The sequence below is a fragment of the Solitalea agri genome (genome assembly GCF_023914155.1).
GTDB lineage: Bacteria > Bacteroidota > Bacteroidia > Sphingobacteriales > Sphingobacteriaceae > Solitalea > Solitalea agri.
Genome location: NZ_JAMWYS010000013.1, coordinates 19,334 through 36,855, shown reverse-complemented (window position 1 = coordinate 36,855; position 17,522 = coordinate 19,334). Strand labels below are relative to the sequence as shown.

General features: G+C 36.8%; 18 protein-coding genes. 11 read left to right on the top strand and 7 right to left on the bottom strand.

The features are described from left to right. Nucleotides 1-9: 9 nt before the first annotated feature. Nucleotides 10-1,176 (bottom strand): beta-ketoacyl synthase N-terminal-like domain-containing protein, encoded by a 1,167-nt coding sequence (locus NF867_RS03565; RefSeq protein WP_252586173.1) that lies wholly within the window; start codon nt 1,174-1,176, stop codon nt 10-12. A gap of 220 nt (nt 1,177-1,396) precedes the next feature. On the opposite strand from NF867_RS03565, the gene hscA reads away from it, so the two are divergent. After that, nucleotides 1,397-3,253, top strand: coding sequence for a Fe-S protein assembly chaperone HscA (gene hscA, locus NF867_RS03560; protein ID WP_252586172.1), 1,857 nt, complete (start codon nt 1,397-1,399; stop codon nt 3,251-3,253). A gap of 62 nt (nt 3,254-3,315) precedes the next feature. Here hscA and NF867_RS03555 read toward each other — a convergent pair whose 3' ends face one another. Next, nucleotides 3,316-3,891, bottom strand: coding sequence for a TMEM175 family protein (locus NF867_RS03555; RefSeq protein WP_252586171.1), 576 nt, complete (start codon nt 3,889-3,891; stop codon nt 3,316-3,318). A gap of 150 nt (nt 3,892-4,041) precedes the next feature. On the opposite strand from NF867_RS03555, the gene NF867_RS03550 reads away from it, so the two are divergent. From NF867_RS03550 to NF867_RS03540, 3 genes are all read left to right on the top strand, one after another. After that, a complete protein-coding gene (locus NF867_RS03550; protein WP_252586170.1) occupies nt 4,042-4,842 on the top strand; it encodes a carboxylesterase family protein in 801 nt (266 codons plus the stop codon). A 78-nt stretch (nt 4,843-4,920) separates the two neighbouring features. Further along, on the top strand, nt 4,921-5,469 hold the full coding sequence (locus NF867_RS03545) for a GNAT family N-acetyltransferase (protein WP_252586169.1): 549 nt from the start codon (nt 4,921-4,923) through the stop codon (nt 5,467-5,469). A 69-nt stretch (nt 5,470-5,538) separates the two neighbouring features. Further along, nucleotides 5,539-5,988, top strand: coding sequence for an NUDIX domain-containing protein (locus NF867_RS03540; RefSeq protein ID WP_252586168.1), 450 nt, complete (start codon nt 5,539-5,541; stop codon nt 5,986-5,988). A 252-nt stretch (nt 5,989-6,240) separates the two neighbouring features. On the opposite strand, the gene NF867_RS03535 is transcribed toward NF867_RS03540, so the two are convergent. The 4 genes from NF867_RS03535 to accC form a co-directional block, all read right to left on the bottom strand. Next, complete coding sequence (locus tag NF867_RS03535; RefSeq protein WP_252586167.1) at nt 6,241-8,847, bottom strand: phosphatidylglycerol lysyltransferase domain-containing protein; 2,607 nt, start codon at nt 8,845-8,847, stop codon at nt 6,241-6,243. A 199-nt stretch (nt 8,848-9,046) separates the two neighbouring features. Further along, the gene (locus tag NF867_RS03530) at nt 9,047-10,267 is read right to left on the bottom strand and encodes a serine hydrolase domain-containing protein (RefSeq protein ID WP_252586166.1); all 1,221 of its coding nucleotides are present in this window, start codon (nt 10,265-10,267) and stop codon (nt 9,047-9,049) included. A 182-nt stretch (nt 10,268-10,449) separates the two neighbouring features. Then, nucleotides 10,450-11,040 carry a riboflavin synthase gene (locus tag NF867_RS03525; RefSeq protein WP_252586165.1) on the bottom strand — a complete coding sequence of 197 codons (591 nt, stop codon included), beginning with the start codon at nt 11,038-11,040 and terminating at the stop codon, nt 10,450-10,452. An 86-nt stretch (nt 11,041-11,126) separates the two neighbouring features. Beyond that, nucleotides 11,127-12,611 (bottom strand): acetyl-CoA carboxylase biotin carboxylase subunit, encoded by a 1,485-nt coding sequence (gene accC / locus NF867_RS03520; protein WP_252586164.1) that lies wholly within the window; start codon nt 12,609-12,611, stop codon nt 11,127-11,129. A gap of 178 nt (nt 12,612-12,789) precedes the next feature. On the opposite strand from accC, the gene NF867_RS03515 reads away from it, so the two are divergent. Together NF867_RS03515 and NF867_RS03510 are read left to right on the top strand one after the other, a co-directional pair. Further along, nucleotides 12,790-13,293 (top strand): hypothetical protein, encoded by a 504-nt coding sequence (locus NF867_RS03515; protein WP_252586163.1) that lies wholly within the window; start codon nt 12,790-12,792, stop codon nt 13,291-13,293. Between the two features lie 113 nt (nt 13,294-13,406). After that, a complete protein-coding gene (locus NF867_RS03510; protein WP_252586162.1) occupies nt 13,407-13,808 on the top strand; it encodes a DUF5684 domain-containing protein in 402 nt (133 codons plus the stop codon). A 54-nt stretch (nt 13,809-13,862) separates the two neighbouring features. Here the strand turns inward: NF867_RS03510 and arfB are convergent, their stop codons facing one another. Then, nucleotides 13,863-14,273: an alternative ribosome rescue aminoacyl-tRNA hydrolase ArfB gene (arfB, locus tag NF867_RS03505; RefSeq protein WP_252586161.1), complete on the bottom strand. Its 411-nt coding sequence runs from the start codon at nt 14,271-14,273 to the stop codon at nt 13,863-13,865. A 273-nt stretch (nt 14,274-14,546) separates the two neighbouring features. Between arfB and NF867_RS03500 the strand changes: the two genes are divergently transcribed. The 5 genes from NF867_RS03500 to cmk all read left to right on the top strand — a co-directional run bounded on the left by NF867_RS03500 (nt 14,547) and on the right by cmk (nt 17,472). Next, nucleotides 14,547-14,882, top strand: coding sequence for a TM2 domain-containing protein (locus NF867_RS03500; protein WP_252586160.1), 336 nt, complete (start codon nt 14,547-14,549; stop codon nt 14,880-14,882). A gap of 6 nt (nt 14,883-14,888) precedes the next feature. After that, nucleotides 14,889-15,299: a DUF2752 domain-containing protein gene (locus tag NF867_RS18435; protein WP_380724370.1), complete on the top strand. Its 411-nt coding sequence runs from the start codon at nt 14,889-14,891 to the stop codon at nt 15,297-15,299. Further along, a complete protein-coding gene (locus NF867_RS03495) occupies nt 15,296-15,724 on the top strand; it encodes a magnetosome magnetite crystal formation protein family (RefSeq protein ID WP_252586159.1) in 429 nt (142 codons plus the stop codon). Before NF867_RS18435 ends, NF867_RS03495 begins: the two co-directional genes overlap by 4 nt. 1 nt (nt 15,725) lies before the next feature. Further along, nucleotides 15,726-16,553, top strand: a complete 828-nt coding sequence (locus NF867_RS03490) for a M48 family metallopeptidase (RefSeq protein WP_252586158.1) — start codon at nt 15,726-15,728, stop codon at nt 16,551-16,553. A 238-nt stretch (nt 16,554-16,791) separates the two neighbouring features. Then, the gene (cmk, locus tag NF867_RS03485) at nt 16,792-17,472 is read left to right on the top strand and encodes a (d)CMP kinase (RefSeq protein WP_252586157.1); all 681 of its coding nucleotides are present in this window, start codon (nt 16,792-16,794) and stop codon (nt 17,470-17,472) included. Nucleotides 17,473-17,522 lie beyond the last annotated feature (50 nt).

Genomic DNA, 17,522 nt, shown 5'->3' with positions numbered 1-17,522 from the left:
TTATGCTTTTCACTTTCCTCTTTCTATTAAAATACTTACCGCGTTTCCTCCAAAACCTACTGCATTTACCAAAATTTTCTTCAAAGGCTTTTTAATTTCCTGCTGAAGCAAATAAGGTGGTTGGATAAACTGATTATGCTGAAGCATTAATATAGCCATTTCCATACTCAAAGAACCTGATGCTCCAAAAGTATGGCCGATCTTCCATTTGTTTGAAGTGAGCAAAGGTTTATAATTTCCAAAAACGGCTTCAATGGCTTTTATCTCCGATTCGTCACCTTTTACCGTTCCGGGAGAATGTAATACGATTGCGTCGATACTTTCCGGATCATGTCCCTTAATGGCCATACGTATAGCCTGTTGTTGACAGGTTGCGTTTTCTGAAATTGATGCACCATGCTTTATGATCTCGGTGCCGTATCCAATTCCGGTAATAAAGGCAAGAGCATTTTCAGCCTCCCGTTGCAATGCAAATACAGCAGCTCCTTCTCCCAAAATCATCGAATTTCGGGTTTTCAATAAATTCATCGATTGACAAGGAAAATCTGTATCGGTATTAGCATACACCTTTAAAGCTTTCATTTGCGCAAGCGTAAAAGGTGTTAAGGGCGCTTCTGAACCGCCAGCCAAAAATTTATCCGACAAGCCCGATTTGAGCCAGGCCACTGCGTTTAGAACAGCGTGTAATGCGGTTGAACAGGTTATTGAATGAGAAATTTGGGGGCCATGTGAACCCAGGTCCACCCCTACCCAACTGGCAATGTTCCCTAAAGTGGTAGTTGGCGAAGAAAGCGTGTCGGTATTTTGTTCGCCAGAATCAATAAACTGTGTATGGTATTTTTCAAAAGCTTCGGTAGCTCCGCGAGAGGAACCTAAGTTTATTCCTATTGTATCATCATTTTGCCAACCCGCTTGTTCTACAGCAATTCGAGAAGCCGCCATTGCATACCAGGCAGTAGGGTCCAATTGGCGATATTTTGAACTCTCCTCTGCAACCTTTGCGACCAATTGAGCTGATTTTTTATCCAGCACAGCCACCCATTCATTTCCCATTGGAAATTCTTTTCGGGAAAAACAGTGCTGAGGAGTTAAATAGGTAGTCCAGATATCTTTTTTTTCGGCACCCAATGCCGAAACAGAACCCCAACCCACAATAGCTATCTTAATTTGATCCATTCATTAAAGTTAATCGGCCGTAAAATTACTCATCGCCTTCACTTTTTTAGCATTTAAACAGCTTAAGTTTATTTTTATCAATTCTAAGCTACACCAAACTATTCTTTATCTTTGCGGTTCTCTAAAAAAGACTTAGTTATTGGGTTATTAGTTATTAGTCGGGGATGATAGAAAATCACCTTTAATAACCAATAACTCAAAAACCAATAACCAAAAACAAATGGCTAAAGTTTCTATTAACCTGGCAACAGGTTCATTGCAAAAAGAAGATATAATTGTGGGTATTGATTTGGGCACCACCAACTCTTTGGTTGCTTTTATCAATCCCGAAAAACATCCGCAGGTAATTAATGATGCCGGTAAAGGTGTTTTAGTGCCTTCTATTATTAACCTAAATCCCAAAACAGGAAATACCATTGTAGGTAACGATGCAAAAGAACACCTCATCGAAGATCCTGAGCACACCATTTTTTCTGTAAAACGGCTTTTAGGTCGTTCATACAAAGACATTGAACATTACCAGAATTTCTTTTCGTATAAAATTGTTGACGACGACAGCGAAACCCTTGTAAAAATTAAGGTAGAAGATAAGTTCTATTCGCCTATTGAACTTTCGGCCATGATATTAATGGAGCTAAAAACACGTGCTGAGCATGCGTTGAAAACTCCGGTAAACCGTGCAGTTATTACTGTTCCGGCATATTTCAACGATTCACAGCGTCAGGCGACCCGTGATGCTGGAAAACTGGCTGGGTTGGATGTATTGCGTATTGTAAACGAACCAACAGCAGCAAGTTTAGCTTATGGTATAGGCCTAAATCCTGAAGAAGAAAAAACAATTGCCGTTTATGATTTAGGTGGAGGAACCTTCGATATTTCTATTTTGAGGATCCAAAATGGCATCTTCGAAGTACTTTCAACCAATGGCGATACATTTTTAGGGGGTGATGATTTCGATAGAGCAATTATTGAGTTTTGGGTTAAGCGCTCAGGACTAACGGATGATGAGCTTAAACAATACAAAGAAATTCGTCAGGCATTGCGTTTAAAAGCAGAAGAAGCGAAAAAACACCTGAGTGAAAATTATGCTTTCGAAGCAGAAGTTCAAGGAGTTGATTGTTCAATAGACCGCTCGACCTTCGAAACCCTAATTCAACCTAAGGTTGATCAAACGATACTGGCCTGTAAAAATGCATTAAGCGATGCTGGATTAACGCCTTCGGATATTAATACCATTGTGATGGTGGGTGGTTCAACACGTACACCATTGGTTAAACAATCCGTTTCAAACTTCTTCGGAAAAGAAGTAAATGATACGTTGAACCCTGATGAAGTAGTTGCTTTGGGCGCTGCAATTCAGGCAGATATTTTAGCTGGAAACCGTAAAGACATTCTTCTACTTGATGTTACTCCGCTTTCTTTAGGCGTTGAAACCATGGGCGGATTAATGGACGTGATCATTCCTCGTAACTCTAAAGTTCCAACTAAAGCTGGCCGTCAATACACCACCGCTATCGACGGACAAGTGAATATGAAAATTTCGGTTTTTCAAGGCGAGCGCGACTTGATTAAAGATAATCGTAAACTGGCCGAATTTGACCTTAAAGGCATTCCTGCTATGCCTGCCGGTTTCCCTAAAGTGGACATTAACTTTTTACTAAATGCCGATGGTATTTTAACGGTTCAAGCCATCGAATTACGCTCAGGTGTAAAACAGGAAGTGGAAATTAAACCCACTTACGGCCTAACGGATCAGGAAGTTGAAAAGATGTTGCTTGATTCGGTATCACATGCTAAAGAAGATGTTGCTCAACGAATGATCATAGAAGCACGTACCGAAGGTGAACAAATGCTTTACACTGTTGATCGTTTTATTAAAAGCAATGGTCAATTGTTAAGCGAGGATGAAAGGGCTAAAACCTTAGAATTGTCAGAAGACCTTAGAGCTTCTTTATCCAACGGTTCTAAAGATGAGATTCTGAACAAAATTGATACGTTAAACGAATACACCCGACCATTTGCAGAGCGAGTGATGGATATTGCCATTGCTACTGCTATGAAGGGTAAAGCGATTTAAGTATAGCTATTAGCGGATAGTTATTAGCTAATAGCTATCCGCTAACAACCTAATGCCAATCACTAATCTTCTACCACCTTTTCAATTCTTTTATCAGGGATCAGCCAGATAATGGCCACTACTACATAAAACATGCCCGACAAGGCTTCATGAATAAAGGCTGAAGCTATACCCAGCACATACAAAACCGGAGATATTTTTCCTTTCCAATCATTGCCGACCGCTCTAGAAAGAGTTGACTCTTTCCCATTTTTGGCAATGATCAGGTTTTGCAATATTACATAAGCAATACCTGCCATCAACAGCACAATACCGTAAAAAACCATTGTAATACTTGCAAAGTGGTTCTCTCCCATCCATCCGGTAACAAAAGGCACAAGCGATAGCCAGAACAACAGATGTAAGTTTGCCCACAATATGCCTCCGTTTATCCGCGTAGTGGCATGTAACATATGGTGATGATTATTCCAGTAAATGCCAATGTAAATAAAACTTAAAATATAGCTTAGCAGAACCGGAATCAATGATTTCAATGCTGATAGTTCAGCAGTGTGCGGCACTTTAATTTCTAATACCATAATGGTAATAATAATTGCAAGTACACCGTCACTAAATGCCTCCATTCTTCCTTTAGTCATATAATAGTTGTTTAAAAGTTGATCTCTAAGTTAAGCCAGGTGAACATAAAAGCAAAAATGATTTCTTATTGAAAGAATATCAACGTTTTAAGATTTGAAATAAGAAAATCATTCACTTACTTTAGGATTCCATTTATGAAACTATAGGCAATGTCAAGAAAAATTAACTTCGGCTTATTAATAACGATCATATGTTTAAATTTTGCTTTCAATCCGTTAGCAGCTCAAGACCTGAATTTATACCAGAAACAAACTTTTGTTCAAAACAATGACACCTTAAACTACCGTGTCCTGTTTCCTGAAAATTATAACCCTACTAAGAAATATCCGGTAGTCTTATTCCTGCATGGAGCAGGAGAGCGTGGCAATGACAATGAAAAGCAGTTAACCCATGGTGCTAAGCTTTTCTTGAACGATACAGCCAGAAAGCAATTTCCTGCCATCATTATATTCCCTCAATGTCCCGAAAACAGCTTTTGGGCCAATGTTAAATTTGATTTTAGTGAGGGGAAACGAGAATTTCATTTTCAAGCTGATGGTGAGCCAACACCTCCATTAGCATTGGTTCAGGGCTTATTGAAAGCTTATATAGCCCAGGACAAAGTAGATACTAAGCGAATTTATGTTATGGGACTTTCGATGGGAGGAATGGGCACATTTGAACTTTTATGGCGAAACCCAAAAACATTTGCAGGGGCTATTCCGATTTGTGGAGGTGCAAATCCGAAAACTGCAAAAAAATATGCAAAGAAAACAGCTGTTTGGATTTTCCATGGTGCAAAAGACAATGTGGTACCGCCTGATTTTTCAAGAACAATGTATAAGGCATTACAAGATGCCAAAGCAAAGGTGAAGTACACAGAATACCCCGAGGCAGAACATAATAGCTGGGACAATACATTTGCCGAACCGGGTTTATTATCGTGGCTGTTCTCCCAATCACTGAAATAAATCTGATAAACAACTTTAACTTCAAAATAAAATCAGATTACGCTCATATTAATTAACATTCATCAAGATCAAAAATAAATGCCTAAGCTCAGACAAGCAACGATTGCCGATAAACAGGCCATCATGAAATTATATCAACGTGTGGCTCAAAAAGAAGGTGGAATAGCCCGTATTGTTGCTGAAATAACTGATAATTATATAAGTGCTTTTGTTAAAAAGGCTATTGAAGAAGGAATCATTTTGGTGGTTGAACATCCGGATAAACCTTCAGAACTTATAGGAGAGATCCATTGTTACCGGCCTAAGATCAAAATTTTCGCCCACATAATGAGTGATCTTACTATAGTAGTTGACCCTGATTTTCAAGGAAAAGGCATTGGTCGTCTTTTGTTCACAACCTTAATTGAAGAAGTGGAAGAAAACCATTCAGATATTTTACGGATTGAGCTTTTTGCCCGTGAGAGTAATACGCATGCAATCAAGTTTTATGAGAAACTAGGATTTACCATAGAAGGCCAGTTTGAAAATCGTGTTATGGGAGTAAAAGGACTGGAAGCTGATATTGCAATGGCTTGGTTCAACAATAATTATAAAGGCAAATACTCGTTAACTAATAAATTGAAATAGGCCTGCTATACTATGCAGACTGATTTTATCTTTACGGCAAGATTAATTCAAAAACAAACCAATAAAAAAATGAAACACAAAATCCGACCGTCGGTGGTGCTATTAAACAATGATTCGGTGTTATTGATGAAATATATTTACAGTGGCACCGAAGTTTATGGTTTACCAGGAGGCAACCCCGAGGATGGTGAAAGTTTACAAGAAGCTGTTATTCGCGAATTGAAAGAAGAGCTAAATCTAACTATTGAAATTGATGATTTACTATTTGTTGCTGAAACCCATCGCACGGAAAAACAAGAGGTAGTAGTTCACAATATTTTTTCAGGAAAGATTTTAGTTGGAACTCCTGAATTGAATGCAATCCATACTTCGGCCCTTAGCGCAGAATGGATCAATGTTGAAGATATTGACGGTAAAAACCTATATCCTAATATCGGGGCAGAGATCAAACTTTTATTTGGAATCGGTTCCAGCGACAGAACCACTTATTTAGGCAATATCAACCAGCAATGGTTTTAATAAAGTAAGAAATTAGATTTTAGAAGTACGAATAAAATAAATAATCTGAAATCCCTTCTCCGTGTAAGTCTTCCTCTGGGAGACTTACAAGCTTAAATAAAAACAAGTCTCCTGCGGGCATATAGCCCTACCTTTTACCCTCCCCCCTTTTGTTTTTCTATCATCTATTTTTTTCGAGATAAAGCATTCGTGCATAAAACCAAACACATGCATTTATAGCGGATTCGAAGAAAACTAAGAGAAATTTAAGTTTTAGAAAGATTCAGTAATAGTATAGCCTTTCTTTTTGGGCTCCATTACTTTTCTTAAAGCGTTTGGTAATTGAATCAAATCAAAATCATTATCATAAACCAAATATTTATTTACCCACTGTGAGGCATATTTTTCTTTGAATTCTCTTAAACCCTGGTAGTGCCTGAATCTGCGAATCCTTTCATAGGCATATTTAACAACCCGCTCAGCCGTACTTTCAGGTTGGCTTATACCCGACATTGGAACCAGTCCCAAATTCAGAAACTTGAGATCTTTTGTCTTTGCATATTCAATCAGTTTTATAATTAATGCGTCCATGCATCCGGCAGGAGCATCCACCGTTTTACGAATCAAATCATAGGTGCACTCGTCAGGAGCATAATCGGGAATGATATTGAGAAACGCTACTATGGTCTCGTTCGAATCGTGAAGGGCAATAACATCCTGATTCCTGATTGCAGCAAAATTAAACATGCCTTGCGAAAAAATAATTTCAGACTTACCGGAAAGCCATTCATCCGATACTTTTTTTAATTCACTGACAAATGATATAGAATGAGGAGCTTTATGTACTTGCACCTGGTACTCTTTTTTAGTCAAACTGTTTAAGGCGTTTCGAAGCGCTTTATTTTGTTTTCCCTCCAACGTGAAATTCTCAATGTCAGTAACGCCTTCTTGGCCTATGAGAAGCTTTCTTTTATTCAAGGTCGAAAAGTGATATAAACTATCTTCATCTACCCGGTAATAAGCAGGTTTTAAACCAGAGTTAATACAAAACAAATCAAACTCCATTAAAAACGAAACTTTATCATTTTCATCGCAAACAGGTTCTTCCAAGACTATTGCAAAACCATTAGCAACTTTGTAAGCTAAAAAGCCTTCGTTTTTAGCTGAAAAGAACAGCAATTTATCGGTATCGGTTTTATAATAATCAACAGCAGATGACCCATATTGATCTGTTAAAAAAAGAGCTTTTTCATGCTGTTGATCCGATGATGACGCTTTAAAGAGGAAAGGACGGAACAGCGTGAAAAGCAAGAAGCTCCAAACGGTAATGCCCAATACCCGGATAGCAATTATGAATTCCTTGCCAAAATGAGTGATGGGTAGTTGATTAGTTCCTTGTATCAATAAAAAATTGGATATGGCGTAACGTACTGATTCCATCAAACTAAAATCAACGCCGAAGTGTTTTTTGTCAAGCAGGTAAAATCCAAGCGTACCAAATATTAGTACCATGATTAAAGCTCCTAATGCTGTGATAAAGCCCAAATTAACATAACGGGGATCGCTCTTTAGTCGGTATTGTTTACGAGAGATCAGCAATATCGTAATGACCGCAATGGCTAAAACGACTTCTTTATAATCCGGAGATTTTACTAGATGGCCGATCAATGAAAGCACAGATAAACATAAGGCAAGCCACCAGGCTCCTTTTAACCCCCTGATTAAAAAGGTTGCTGTGACCAACAACACCAAGCCAAGCATAATTACCAGCCAGTTAGAGGCATGAATTAATTCGAGGGGAATATACTCTTTTAGCAGACTCGGCTTGGAGCCAGTTGGATGGATAAGTGCCGAAAAAATATTAACCACTCCAAGGATAAAGATTAGCAGAGATGGCGCCAACCTTAAAAACAGATTTTTTCCTTTCCATGTCCAGACAATTATTCCTGCTCCCAACGGCAACCAAAACTCTAGCAGACGATAGATCAGTGCAATTTCCACTGCCCTATCAGGATTAAACCCATACAACTGGAGAATATAAGCAAGTGACAGTTCAACAGCACCGAGTCCTTTTAGAAATGGTGAAATAATCAGAAATAAAGTAGAAACGATATATCCGGTAAAAGCAGCCTCCCAGGAGGGATCAGCCCCTACTACTCTCATCGCAATGTTTAAATGGATTACACCTTCCAGCTCTATACAAACGGACAAGAAAATTGCTTTAAAAAATTGAATCTTAGAAAGGTCGAAAGACAGCAGTTTACGAAGACCTGACTCCGTGAAAGCCTTTGTCATAAATTGAGGAGGATTTCTTTTTTTCTTTAAATAAATGAACAGCGATACAGGAATTGAAATCAAAAGAAACACTCCTGCAAAGAGAAAATTTACTCCTTCAATAACTTTATGGTTCAATAAGGCATAAGAAATAACTGGAAAGCCCACCAATAACACGGTAAAAATCCCAACAAAGCCCTGAAGGGCAGCTGCCTGGTAAATTTTGTAACGTTCAATATTTTCTTTCCGGAGTAGTGAAGGCAAATATGCAAATGAAGTAACACCGCCTCCGGGTAAAAAAATGCTTATAAAGTTTTGCTTTAGAAATAATACGATAGCAGTTATCAATGATAAATTTGAGTGCACCGCCCGAAAGCAGAATAAGAAAAAGGCTGCTTGTAAAAGCAGGTATAAGCCGGTAACCCCTACCCCAATGAGCAACCAGGTATGGTTAGCGTTTGTTATCAGACTTGATAGGGATTGGAGTTCATGCCTTTCCCGGCGAAAGAAGTAGATACCTAATAGAATGAATAAGATGGCTAAAAGCTCTCTCCAGCGAATCCTTCGGAAAAACAGAGCTTGTTTCCCATTAGTTAACACTGACATTGTTACTGAATCAATAGAAACAAATTAGCCTTAATTATGATTTTATGCAAAAACAAAAGGAGCAAATTACCCGTATTGAGTCAATCTGCTCCTTCAATGTTTAGGACTAACTATTTTTAGATAGAGTTAATCAGTTTGCACTTCTAAATTTAACGTGTCGCCTAACTAACCACTTGGTACATTTTAATTTTTCACCGATTTAATCTGTCAGTTCATCATCCATTTCACCTGCATTGGCATCTTCTTCCATAACCTGCAAAATGCTTTTCACCTTATAAACAGTACCGTTTTTGCGGTTCCCTAAAATAATCACTACATAATCTTCATGCGGATTAAACCAAAATAAGGTACTATAACCCTTCCACCATCCATTGTGATAAACATAACGGGCCTTTTTACTTTCTGCATCTTTTAGCATCATCCGAAAACCATAACCATAATTCTTCAAACCTTTGCGTTCAAAACTTCGCGGTTGCCAGGCTTCCTTCATTGTTTTCTTGCTTAAAAAACAATCAGAATTTAAAGCTTTATACCATTTAAACAGATCGTCTATTGTTGAATAAACTCCTTTGTCTCCAATCACAAAATCATAATAATCCGTTTGAATTTTCCTCCGTCCTTCATAACCCATCGTCCGATTCATATTGATCGAATCGTTTTTGGTTGTTGACAAATAAGTATTCTTCATTCCTATCGGATCAAAAATATTTTTCTTCAAAAACTGATCAAAAGGCAATCCGCTTACACGCTCAACAATTGATGCTAAAACCATGTAATTGCTATTATTATACGCGAATGACCGATTTGGGCGATTGTATGGTTTAGGACGAGACTGAGCGAACCATTTTAAAATTTGGTTATTATCCGGCGGGGTTCTTACTTTACGAACACTATCATCAAAGGCATATGCGTAGTAAGGCAGTCCGCTACGGTGCGAAAGCAACATTTGAATATTTATGCCATGATATGGAAAATCAGGTATGAATTTTTGAACGCTATCATCCAGCTTAATTTTACCCGCTTCATAAAGCTTAAGCACCGCCATTGCCGTAAATGTTTTCGACATGGAAGCCAATTGAAATTTAGAATCAAACTTTAATGTGTCCTGCATCTTGCGATCAAAAGAAGCATAGCCGAATTTCTTCCGATATATGACAACACCTCTTTGGGCAACTAATACATCGCCATTAAACCCTTCGCGTTTAACCTTTTTTTGAAAAATAGTATCGAGTTGCCAGGCTTTTTTATCAGCATGAATCTTCTCTCTTATTTCAGGAATTTCACGCTGATCCACGTCTAATGTTTCATAACACGGTGGAGCGTTAACTGATTTTTTATCAGGCTTTGAACTATTTGACGTACAGGCAGCAAGGCCTCCTAATGCAACAAAAAGAATAGTTTGGTAAATCGTCCCCCTCATTTATCGTACTGGTTTAATTATATCGAGCGGATGCAAAAATGATAAAATATGTTTCATAGCCAAATGCAAAGTGCAATTAAAATAAAAAAAAATGGCTGCTTTCTAAAAGAGAACCAGCCAATTGCTTATTAATAATCTACTATTACTTTTAGTTATTTGAAATAACAATTACTAGAAAATATTTATTGAGTTTTTCCCAACAAACGGGCCACGTATTTTCCTATAATATCAAACTCAAGGTTGACAACAGTACCCTGTTTAATCTCGTGAAAATTAGTGTGTTCGTAGGTGTAAGGAATAATCGCTACCGAAAAGCCTGAATCTTTAGAATTCACAACTGTTAAGCTGGTACCGTTAATGGTTATCGAACCTTTTTCAACAGTTACATTTCCTTTTGATGAATCATAATTAAACTCAAACTCCCAGCTTCCGTCTTTACTTACTACACTAATACAGGTTGCTGTTTGATCCACATGTCCCTGAACGATATGCCCATCCAGCCTGCCATTCATTTGCATGCAGCGTTCAAGATTAACTTTTGAACCCGTGATCCAATCACCTAAATTGGTTTTCTTCAACGTTTCGTCAATTGCAGTTACCGTATGACTATTATCACCCAGAGCTACCACCGTTAAACAAACGCCATTGTGGGCAACACTTTGATCAATTTTTAATTCTTTCGAAATAGGAGATTCAATGGTAAAATGAATATTAGAGCCTTCTTTCTGAATAGCTTTTACTACTCCAAGGGTTTCAATAATTCCTGTAAACACTTTATTTTAATTTGAGAATTTGAAAAACCATTATCTTCTTATTAATCTATACTTCCAAAGCTCATGAAACAAGATGAACAACCTTACTAAATCCTGCTTCTCATCCTCCAGCTACTATAACCCGATTTTGAAATCGCATTATCAGCAATTCGTTTTTTGTCTTTTTCAAAAGCCTTTACAGCCACTAGTGCAGCGATTTCAGCTTCATCATTTTGATATTCCTCTTCGAGTTTTCCGTTGAAGTATTTTTTCACAAAATGCGTATCAAAATTACCTGAAGCAAATGCTTCATGTTTTAAAACAAAACGACCGAAGCCCAGTGTTGTTTCAATTCCAAAAATCCGATAATCTTTTATCGCTCGCAGCATTCTGTCGATGGCAATTGTGCGGTTCTCACCATGAGTTATCAATTTGGCAATCATCGGGTCATAATAAATAGGAATATCCATTCCTTGCTCAAACCCATCATCAACCCGCACACCCGGCCCTTTCGGAATTTTATATTTTTTAAGTTTACCAATATCAGGCAAGAAATTATTGTTAGGATCTTCTGCATAAACCCTTAACTCAATGGCATGCCCATTAATTTTAAGGTCTTCCTGTTTAAAACTTAAGGCTTCACCTCGAGCCACTTTAATTTGCTCTTTCACCAAATCTATTCCAGTAATCATTTCAGTCACCGGGTGCTCCACTTGTAAACGTGTATTCATTTCAAGGAAGTAGAAATTGAGCTTTTCATCTAAAATGAACTCAACCGTACCCGCCCCCACATAATTACATGCTTTGGCAACATCAACAGCACATTGCCCCATTTTCTCACGAATTTCGGGAGTAAGAATCGCAGAAGGTGCCTCTTCAATTACTTTTTGGTGACGACGCTGTACCGAACATTCACGTTCAAACAAATGAACAATATTTCCATGTGTATCACCTAAAATCTGAAACTCAATATGGCGTGGCGAGGCCACATAACGCTCAATAAATACTGAACCATCACCAAAAGCTGATTTAGCTTCACTGATAGCACGGTGCATTTGTTCTTCCAACTCGCCAGCATGTTCAACAACACGCATCCCTTTTCCTCCTCCACCGGCTGAGGCTTTAATTAAAATAGGAAATCCAATTTCCTGAGCAATTTTTTCCGCTTCTTTCTCATCTGAAATAGCTCCGTCACTGCCCGGAACCAATGGAATATTATATTTTTTGGCAGCTGCTTTTGCCGAAAGTTTATCACCCATTACCTCCATGGATTCAGGAGATGGGCCTATTAATGTAATACCGGCTTGTTTTACCTTCCTGGCAAACTCAGCATTTTCTGATAAAAAGCCATATCCGGGGTGAATCGCATCAGCCCCTGTACTTAATGCAGCATTGATGATCTTTTCAATAACCAAGTATGACTGATTAGAGGCAGAAGGGCCAATATGAACTGATTCATCAGCATAACGAACATGTAATGCGTTGCGATCAGCATCAGAAAATACGGCTACAGTTTTTATTCCCATTTCACGCGCTGAACGCATTATTCTTAAAGCAATTTCTCCACGGTTGGCAATTAATATCTTATTCATTAATAACTTCAATTTTGATTGGCTGCTCTTTTTTTGCCTATCGGTTAAAACAGTATTGGTCGACTTTTTGAAAGGCTAAAATTAAACTATTTTTTCATGAAACATCTTTTCGTTTAAGAATGGTTCTTGAAAGAATTCAAACTAGTAAACACTTATTTTTATTAAAACAATTGAACTTATGTCCAAATACCTTTTTCTTGGTTTATTTTTTATATCCTCTACCATACTACAATGCCCTGCACAAACTCTTGAAGACGCCCGCAAAGATCTTAACAAACTGCTTGAACAAAGAAGTTCGTTATTTCAGGAATGGAAACGAAACAATGAAGAACGAAATGCTTTTTTTGGGGGGCAGTCTAAGAATGATTTAAAACAGGTAATCGCAACCCAGCAACGAATTATTGAAATGGATAACCGGATTATGGATGCCATTGACCGTTTAAACATTGTTAAAAACAGCTCGGTGATTGAGAAAAAAGATTCTTTAAGTAATCAAACATTTCGTTTTAACAGCGAGCAAATGCGTCTTCAAAATATCATTAAGCAGCGGGAAAGCAGAATAGCAGTATTAAAAGAGGATATTAGATACCACGAAAAAACAGAAAATACACTCAAAGGTGCATTTGTTATAAGTCTGGCAGCCCTTATTGGCTTAGGGTTGTGGATTTGGTCTAAGCGCTAGAACTTTTGCAGAAAAGCTTTCAAATCATTGATTTTCAAAATGTTAAAATAATTGTTTTTAAAACTATTTATTATCTTTAAGACAATTAATTTATTAACTAACAAACACTTATTATGGAAAATCAATTTGAAACATCTACGCAAGCAACACTCGGCACAGGTTTTATAATTGCATACCTGGCAATTTTACTTCTGGGAATTATTATTGGGTGGAAGATTTTTGTAAAAGCTGGAAAGCCCGGATGGGCATCGATTATACCAATTTACAATGTTATTGTTTTATTAGAAATTGTAGGACGACCAACTTGGTGGGTAATTTTATTATTTGTTCCGTTTGTGAATTTTGTGATCCTTATTATTGGTTGTCTCGATTTAGCTAAAAGCTTTGGAAAATCAACTGCATTTGGCATTGGACTATTTTTTTTAAATCTGATTTTTGCGGCCATTTTAGCATTCGGAGACGCTACTTATCAAGGACCATCTGCTCAATTACCTAACAAGCTTGCCAATAATTAATAAACTAAACACTTCTACATATTAAATCAAAAGGGTAGTTCTTGAGCTACCCTTTTAAATCCACTTATTCTTATCCCGGTTTATCTTTTTCATCGAATTCTTCTGCTTATCAGTCAATCGCTTTTCAATCGAAGTTTTTGAAGGTTTTGTTGCTTTGCGAGGCTTCGCTACTTTCAGTGAATTTTCGAGTAAATGAGCCATCTTTTCAACCGCTTTGATTTTATTCAGCAACTGACTTCTTTCTTCTTCGCAAGTAATTTTTATTAATCCTTCTTTGGTAATTCGATGTATAAGTTTCTGATTTAACAACTCCTTCTGCGCTGCATCAAGCAGCTGAGAATTATTAATCGAAAATCCGATTTCAACTTTTGTAGAAACCTTATTTACATTTTGGCCACCTTTTCCTCCACTTCTAGACATCTGGTAAATTAACTCCGATGCCAAGGCTGTTCTATCTATATACATACTTATAAAATCATTTTCCTTAAACCTAAAAATCCATACTTACATTATCAAACTATGATTAAATCGAACTAAAAATAAATTAAACAACAATTTATTGCTTTTAATTTATAAAATACTAGATTTAAGGCGCTCAATCTGGATTTCATGCACCTCAAAAACAGATCATAATTATTGAAAATTGCGCACCAAAACTAACAATGATTAAGCTGCTATTTTCTAAAACATTCAACTTCGAAAACATATAAAGCGTAATTTTTAACAACACATATAACAATGGAATCACAAAGGGTAGACATGTTTATCATGGCAAACAGTAAGTATTTTGAAAGTCATCAAATTCCTGCAATAAGGCAGCGTTTGCTAAATATTGATGAATCAAAATGGATTATGGTGCAATCATTGGGTTATAAAGATCCAACAACAAGCCTAATCGTTTCAATTTTAGCTGGTGGCTTAGGTATTGATCGCTTTATTATCGGAGACACAGGTTTAGGTATTGGCAAATTACTTACTTGTGGCGGGTTTGGAATTTGGTCAATTATCGATTGGTTCATGATTCAAAGTGCCACTCGTGAGAAAAACATGATCTTATTAAACACGGCATTATAATTTAGCATGATAAGCAAAACAAGGCTTTATACCCTTGTATCAATTTGTTTGTTGGCAGGGTATACCTGGGTGATCTTCAATTTAGTTAATAGCAACCATAACGAAGGTTTTAGTGTTTGCTTAATTAAAAACACACTTGGTATACCTTGCCCATCATGTGGATCAACCCGGGCTGTAATTGAATTTTTAAAAGGAAATTTCACTGTTTCAATTTATTATAATCCTTTAGGAATTATCATCTTAACCTTAATGGTTGTTTTGCCATTTTGGATTATAGCTGATTTTATTAAAAAATCTTCCACCTTTTACGTTTCATATATTTCAATCGAAAATTTTATTAGAAGGAAAAAAGTATCTGTTATACTGATTCTTTTATTAATAATCAATTGGAGTTGGAATATTTATAAACATCTATGAAATCTGCATTGTTTATTTATAAAGTTACCGATCATGAATCGGAAAAAGCTTCAAATAGCTATCTAATGTCACTAATTGCAGTAATTGCAGGACTTCCTTTTCCAATTATCAACCTTATTGCTACCCTTATCTTTTACCTAGGCAATAAAAGGTCTACATATTTTGTTAGATGGCATTGCACACAAGCATTATCCTCTCAATTTTCGCTATTATTAATAAATAGTATTTGTTTCTATTGGACGCTGGCAATAGTATTTGGACCTCAACAATTAAGCAACTTTTATATAGGGTATGCGCTTACAGTAATTCTATTTAACGTTATTGAATTTATTGCCACTATTGGCACTGCTATAAAAGTTCGAAAAGGTATTCATGTAGAATGGTGGTTTTATAGCACATTAACGCATCTATTTTGTAAATCATAATATGAAAAAAGCATTTACTCAACTCCTCGTACTATTATTTACATTTTTGGGTTGTTGGCTAGCCTTAAGCCAAATAAACTACCTAAGCATTTTTAAAATAAATGAAACCAAAACTTTAAATGAGCAAAAAATAGGAGACTTGATTTGGGAACAATATAAAAAAAACACTCAGTTAATAGAAAATCCCAAAATCATCACAGCAGTTAATACAATAAAACAAAAACTTTTTACTAACAATCACATTAATGCTAGTAAAATTCAAATTCATGTGGTTTCAAATGATGAGATCAATGCTTTTGCGTTACCTAATGGTCATTTAGTGTTGCATTCAGGGTTGATTAGCTGGTGTAATAACCCTGAAGAACTAGCCGCTGTAATGGCGCATGAAATTGCCCATATAGAAAAAAAACACATAATGGACAAAATGGTTAAGGAAATGGGTTCTTCAGTACTCTCTGCATTAATTAACAGCAAACAAGGAGGTGAAATGCTAAAGCAAGTAATGCAACGTGCATCATCCACCGCATTTGACAGAGAACTTGAGAGTGAAGCAGATGCTACGGCTGTAACCTATTTATTTAATGCCAATATCGATCCTGAATACTTAGCCACTTTCTTAATGCGTTTGTCGGCCACTACCGATATGTCTGACCTTTTAGTTTTATTAAACACGCATCCTAATTCAAAAGAAAGAGCCGGTTCAATACTTAATCAAATCAATAAGTTACACTTAAAAAACAAAACAAGCGCTTTAGATTCGTTGCAATGGAATACGCTCACAAATTCATTAAAAGATAACTTATCCAACAAACTAGCAACCAAGAGATAGCACTTCTTTTGAACTTTGATACAAAATAATAAGTAAACCAACTGTTGTTTTAAAGAAATAAAATTCTTTACTTAGCAATCCACTCTAATCCAATATCTAAGAAGAAACAGGCGACTTAAACAAGTCGCCTTGTTTTTTTTTCAATACCTTCTCCATTATCAATAGCTTGTCTCAAATTTCAACAACTGCTGTTTCTAAGCATGAATTTTCTAAATTTGCGGCGTTCTAACTTAATAGCATGCCGAAAAATTTTATTATTGCTATCGACGGATATTCTTCCTGTGGAAAAAGCACAATTGCCAAAGCTTTAGCCAAACGTTTAAATTTTATTTATATTGATTCAGGAGCTATGTACAGAGCAATTACTTTGTACTTCCTACGCAATAATATCGACTGGCATGATCATGATGCCGTTATGAATGTGCTACACCAAGTGCATGTAGAACTTCACCTCGAAGATGATTACACTCAGGTTTTATTAAACGATGAAGATGTTTCGGAGGAAATACGCCTAATGCCGGTTTCGCAAAATGTAAGTAAAGTTAGTGCCATCAAAGAGGTTCGGAAAGCGATGGTGAAGCTGCAACAGAAAATGGGCAAAACCAAAAACATAGTGATGGATGGCCGAGATATAGGCACCACCGTATTTCCGGATGCACAGTTAAAAGTATTTATGACAGCCGAACCATTAATACGAGCAGAACGACGTTACAAAGAACTAAAAGCCAAAGGTGAAGAAATTTCGGTTCGTGAAGTACTCGACAATTTGAAAGAGCGCGATTACGAAGATACTACTCGTGAAGAAAGCCCATTGCGTAAAGCCGACGACGCTGTTATTCTCGACAACTCACACATGACACCTGAACAGCAACTAGAATTTGTGGCAAAATTATATAAGAATTTATTGGAAAGGCAATAGAACCATTTAATACTGCAAGTTTTTAGCAATCATTCATCAAAAGATGAATA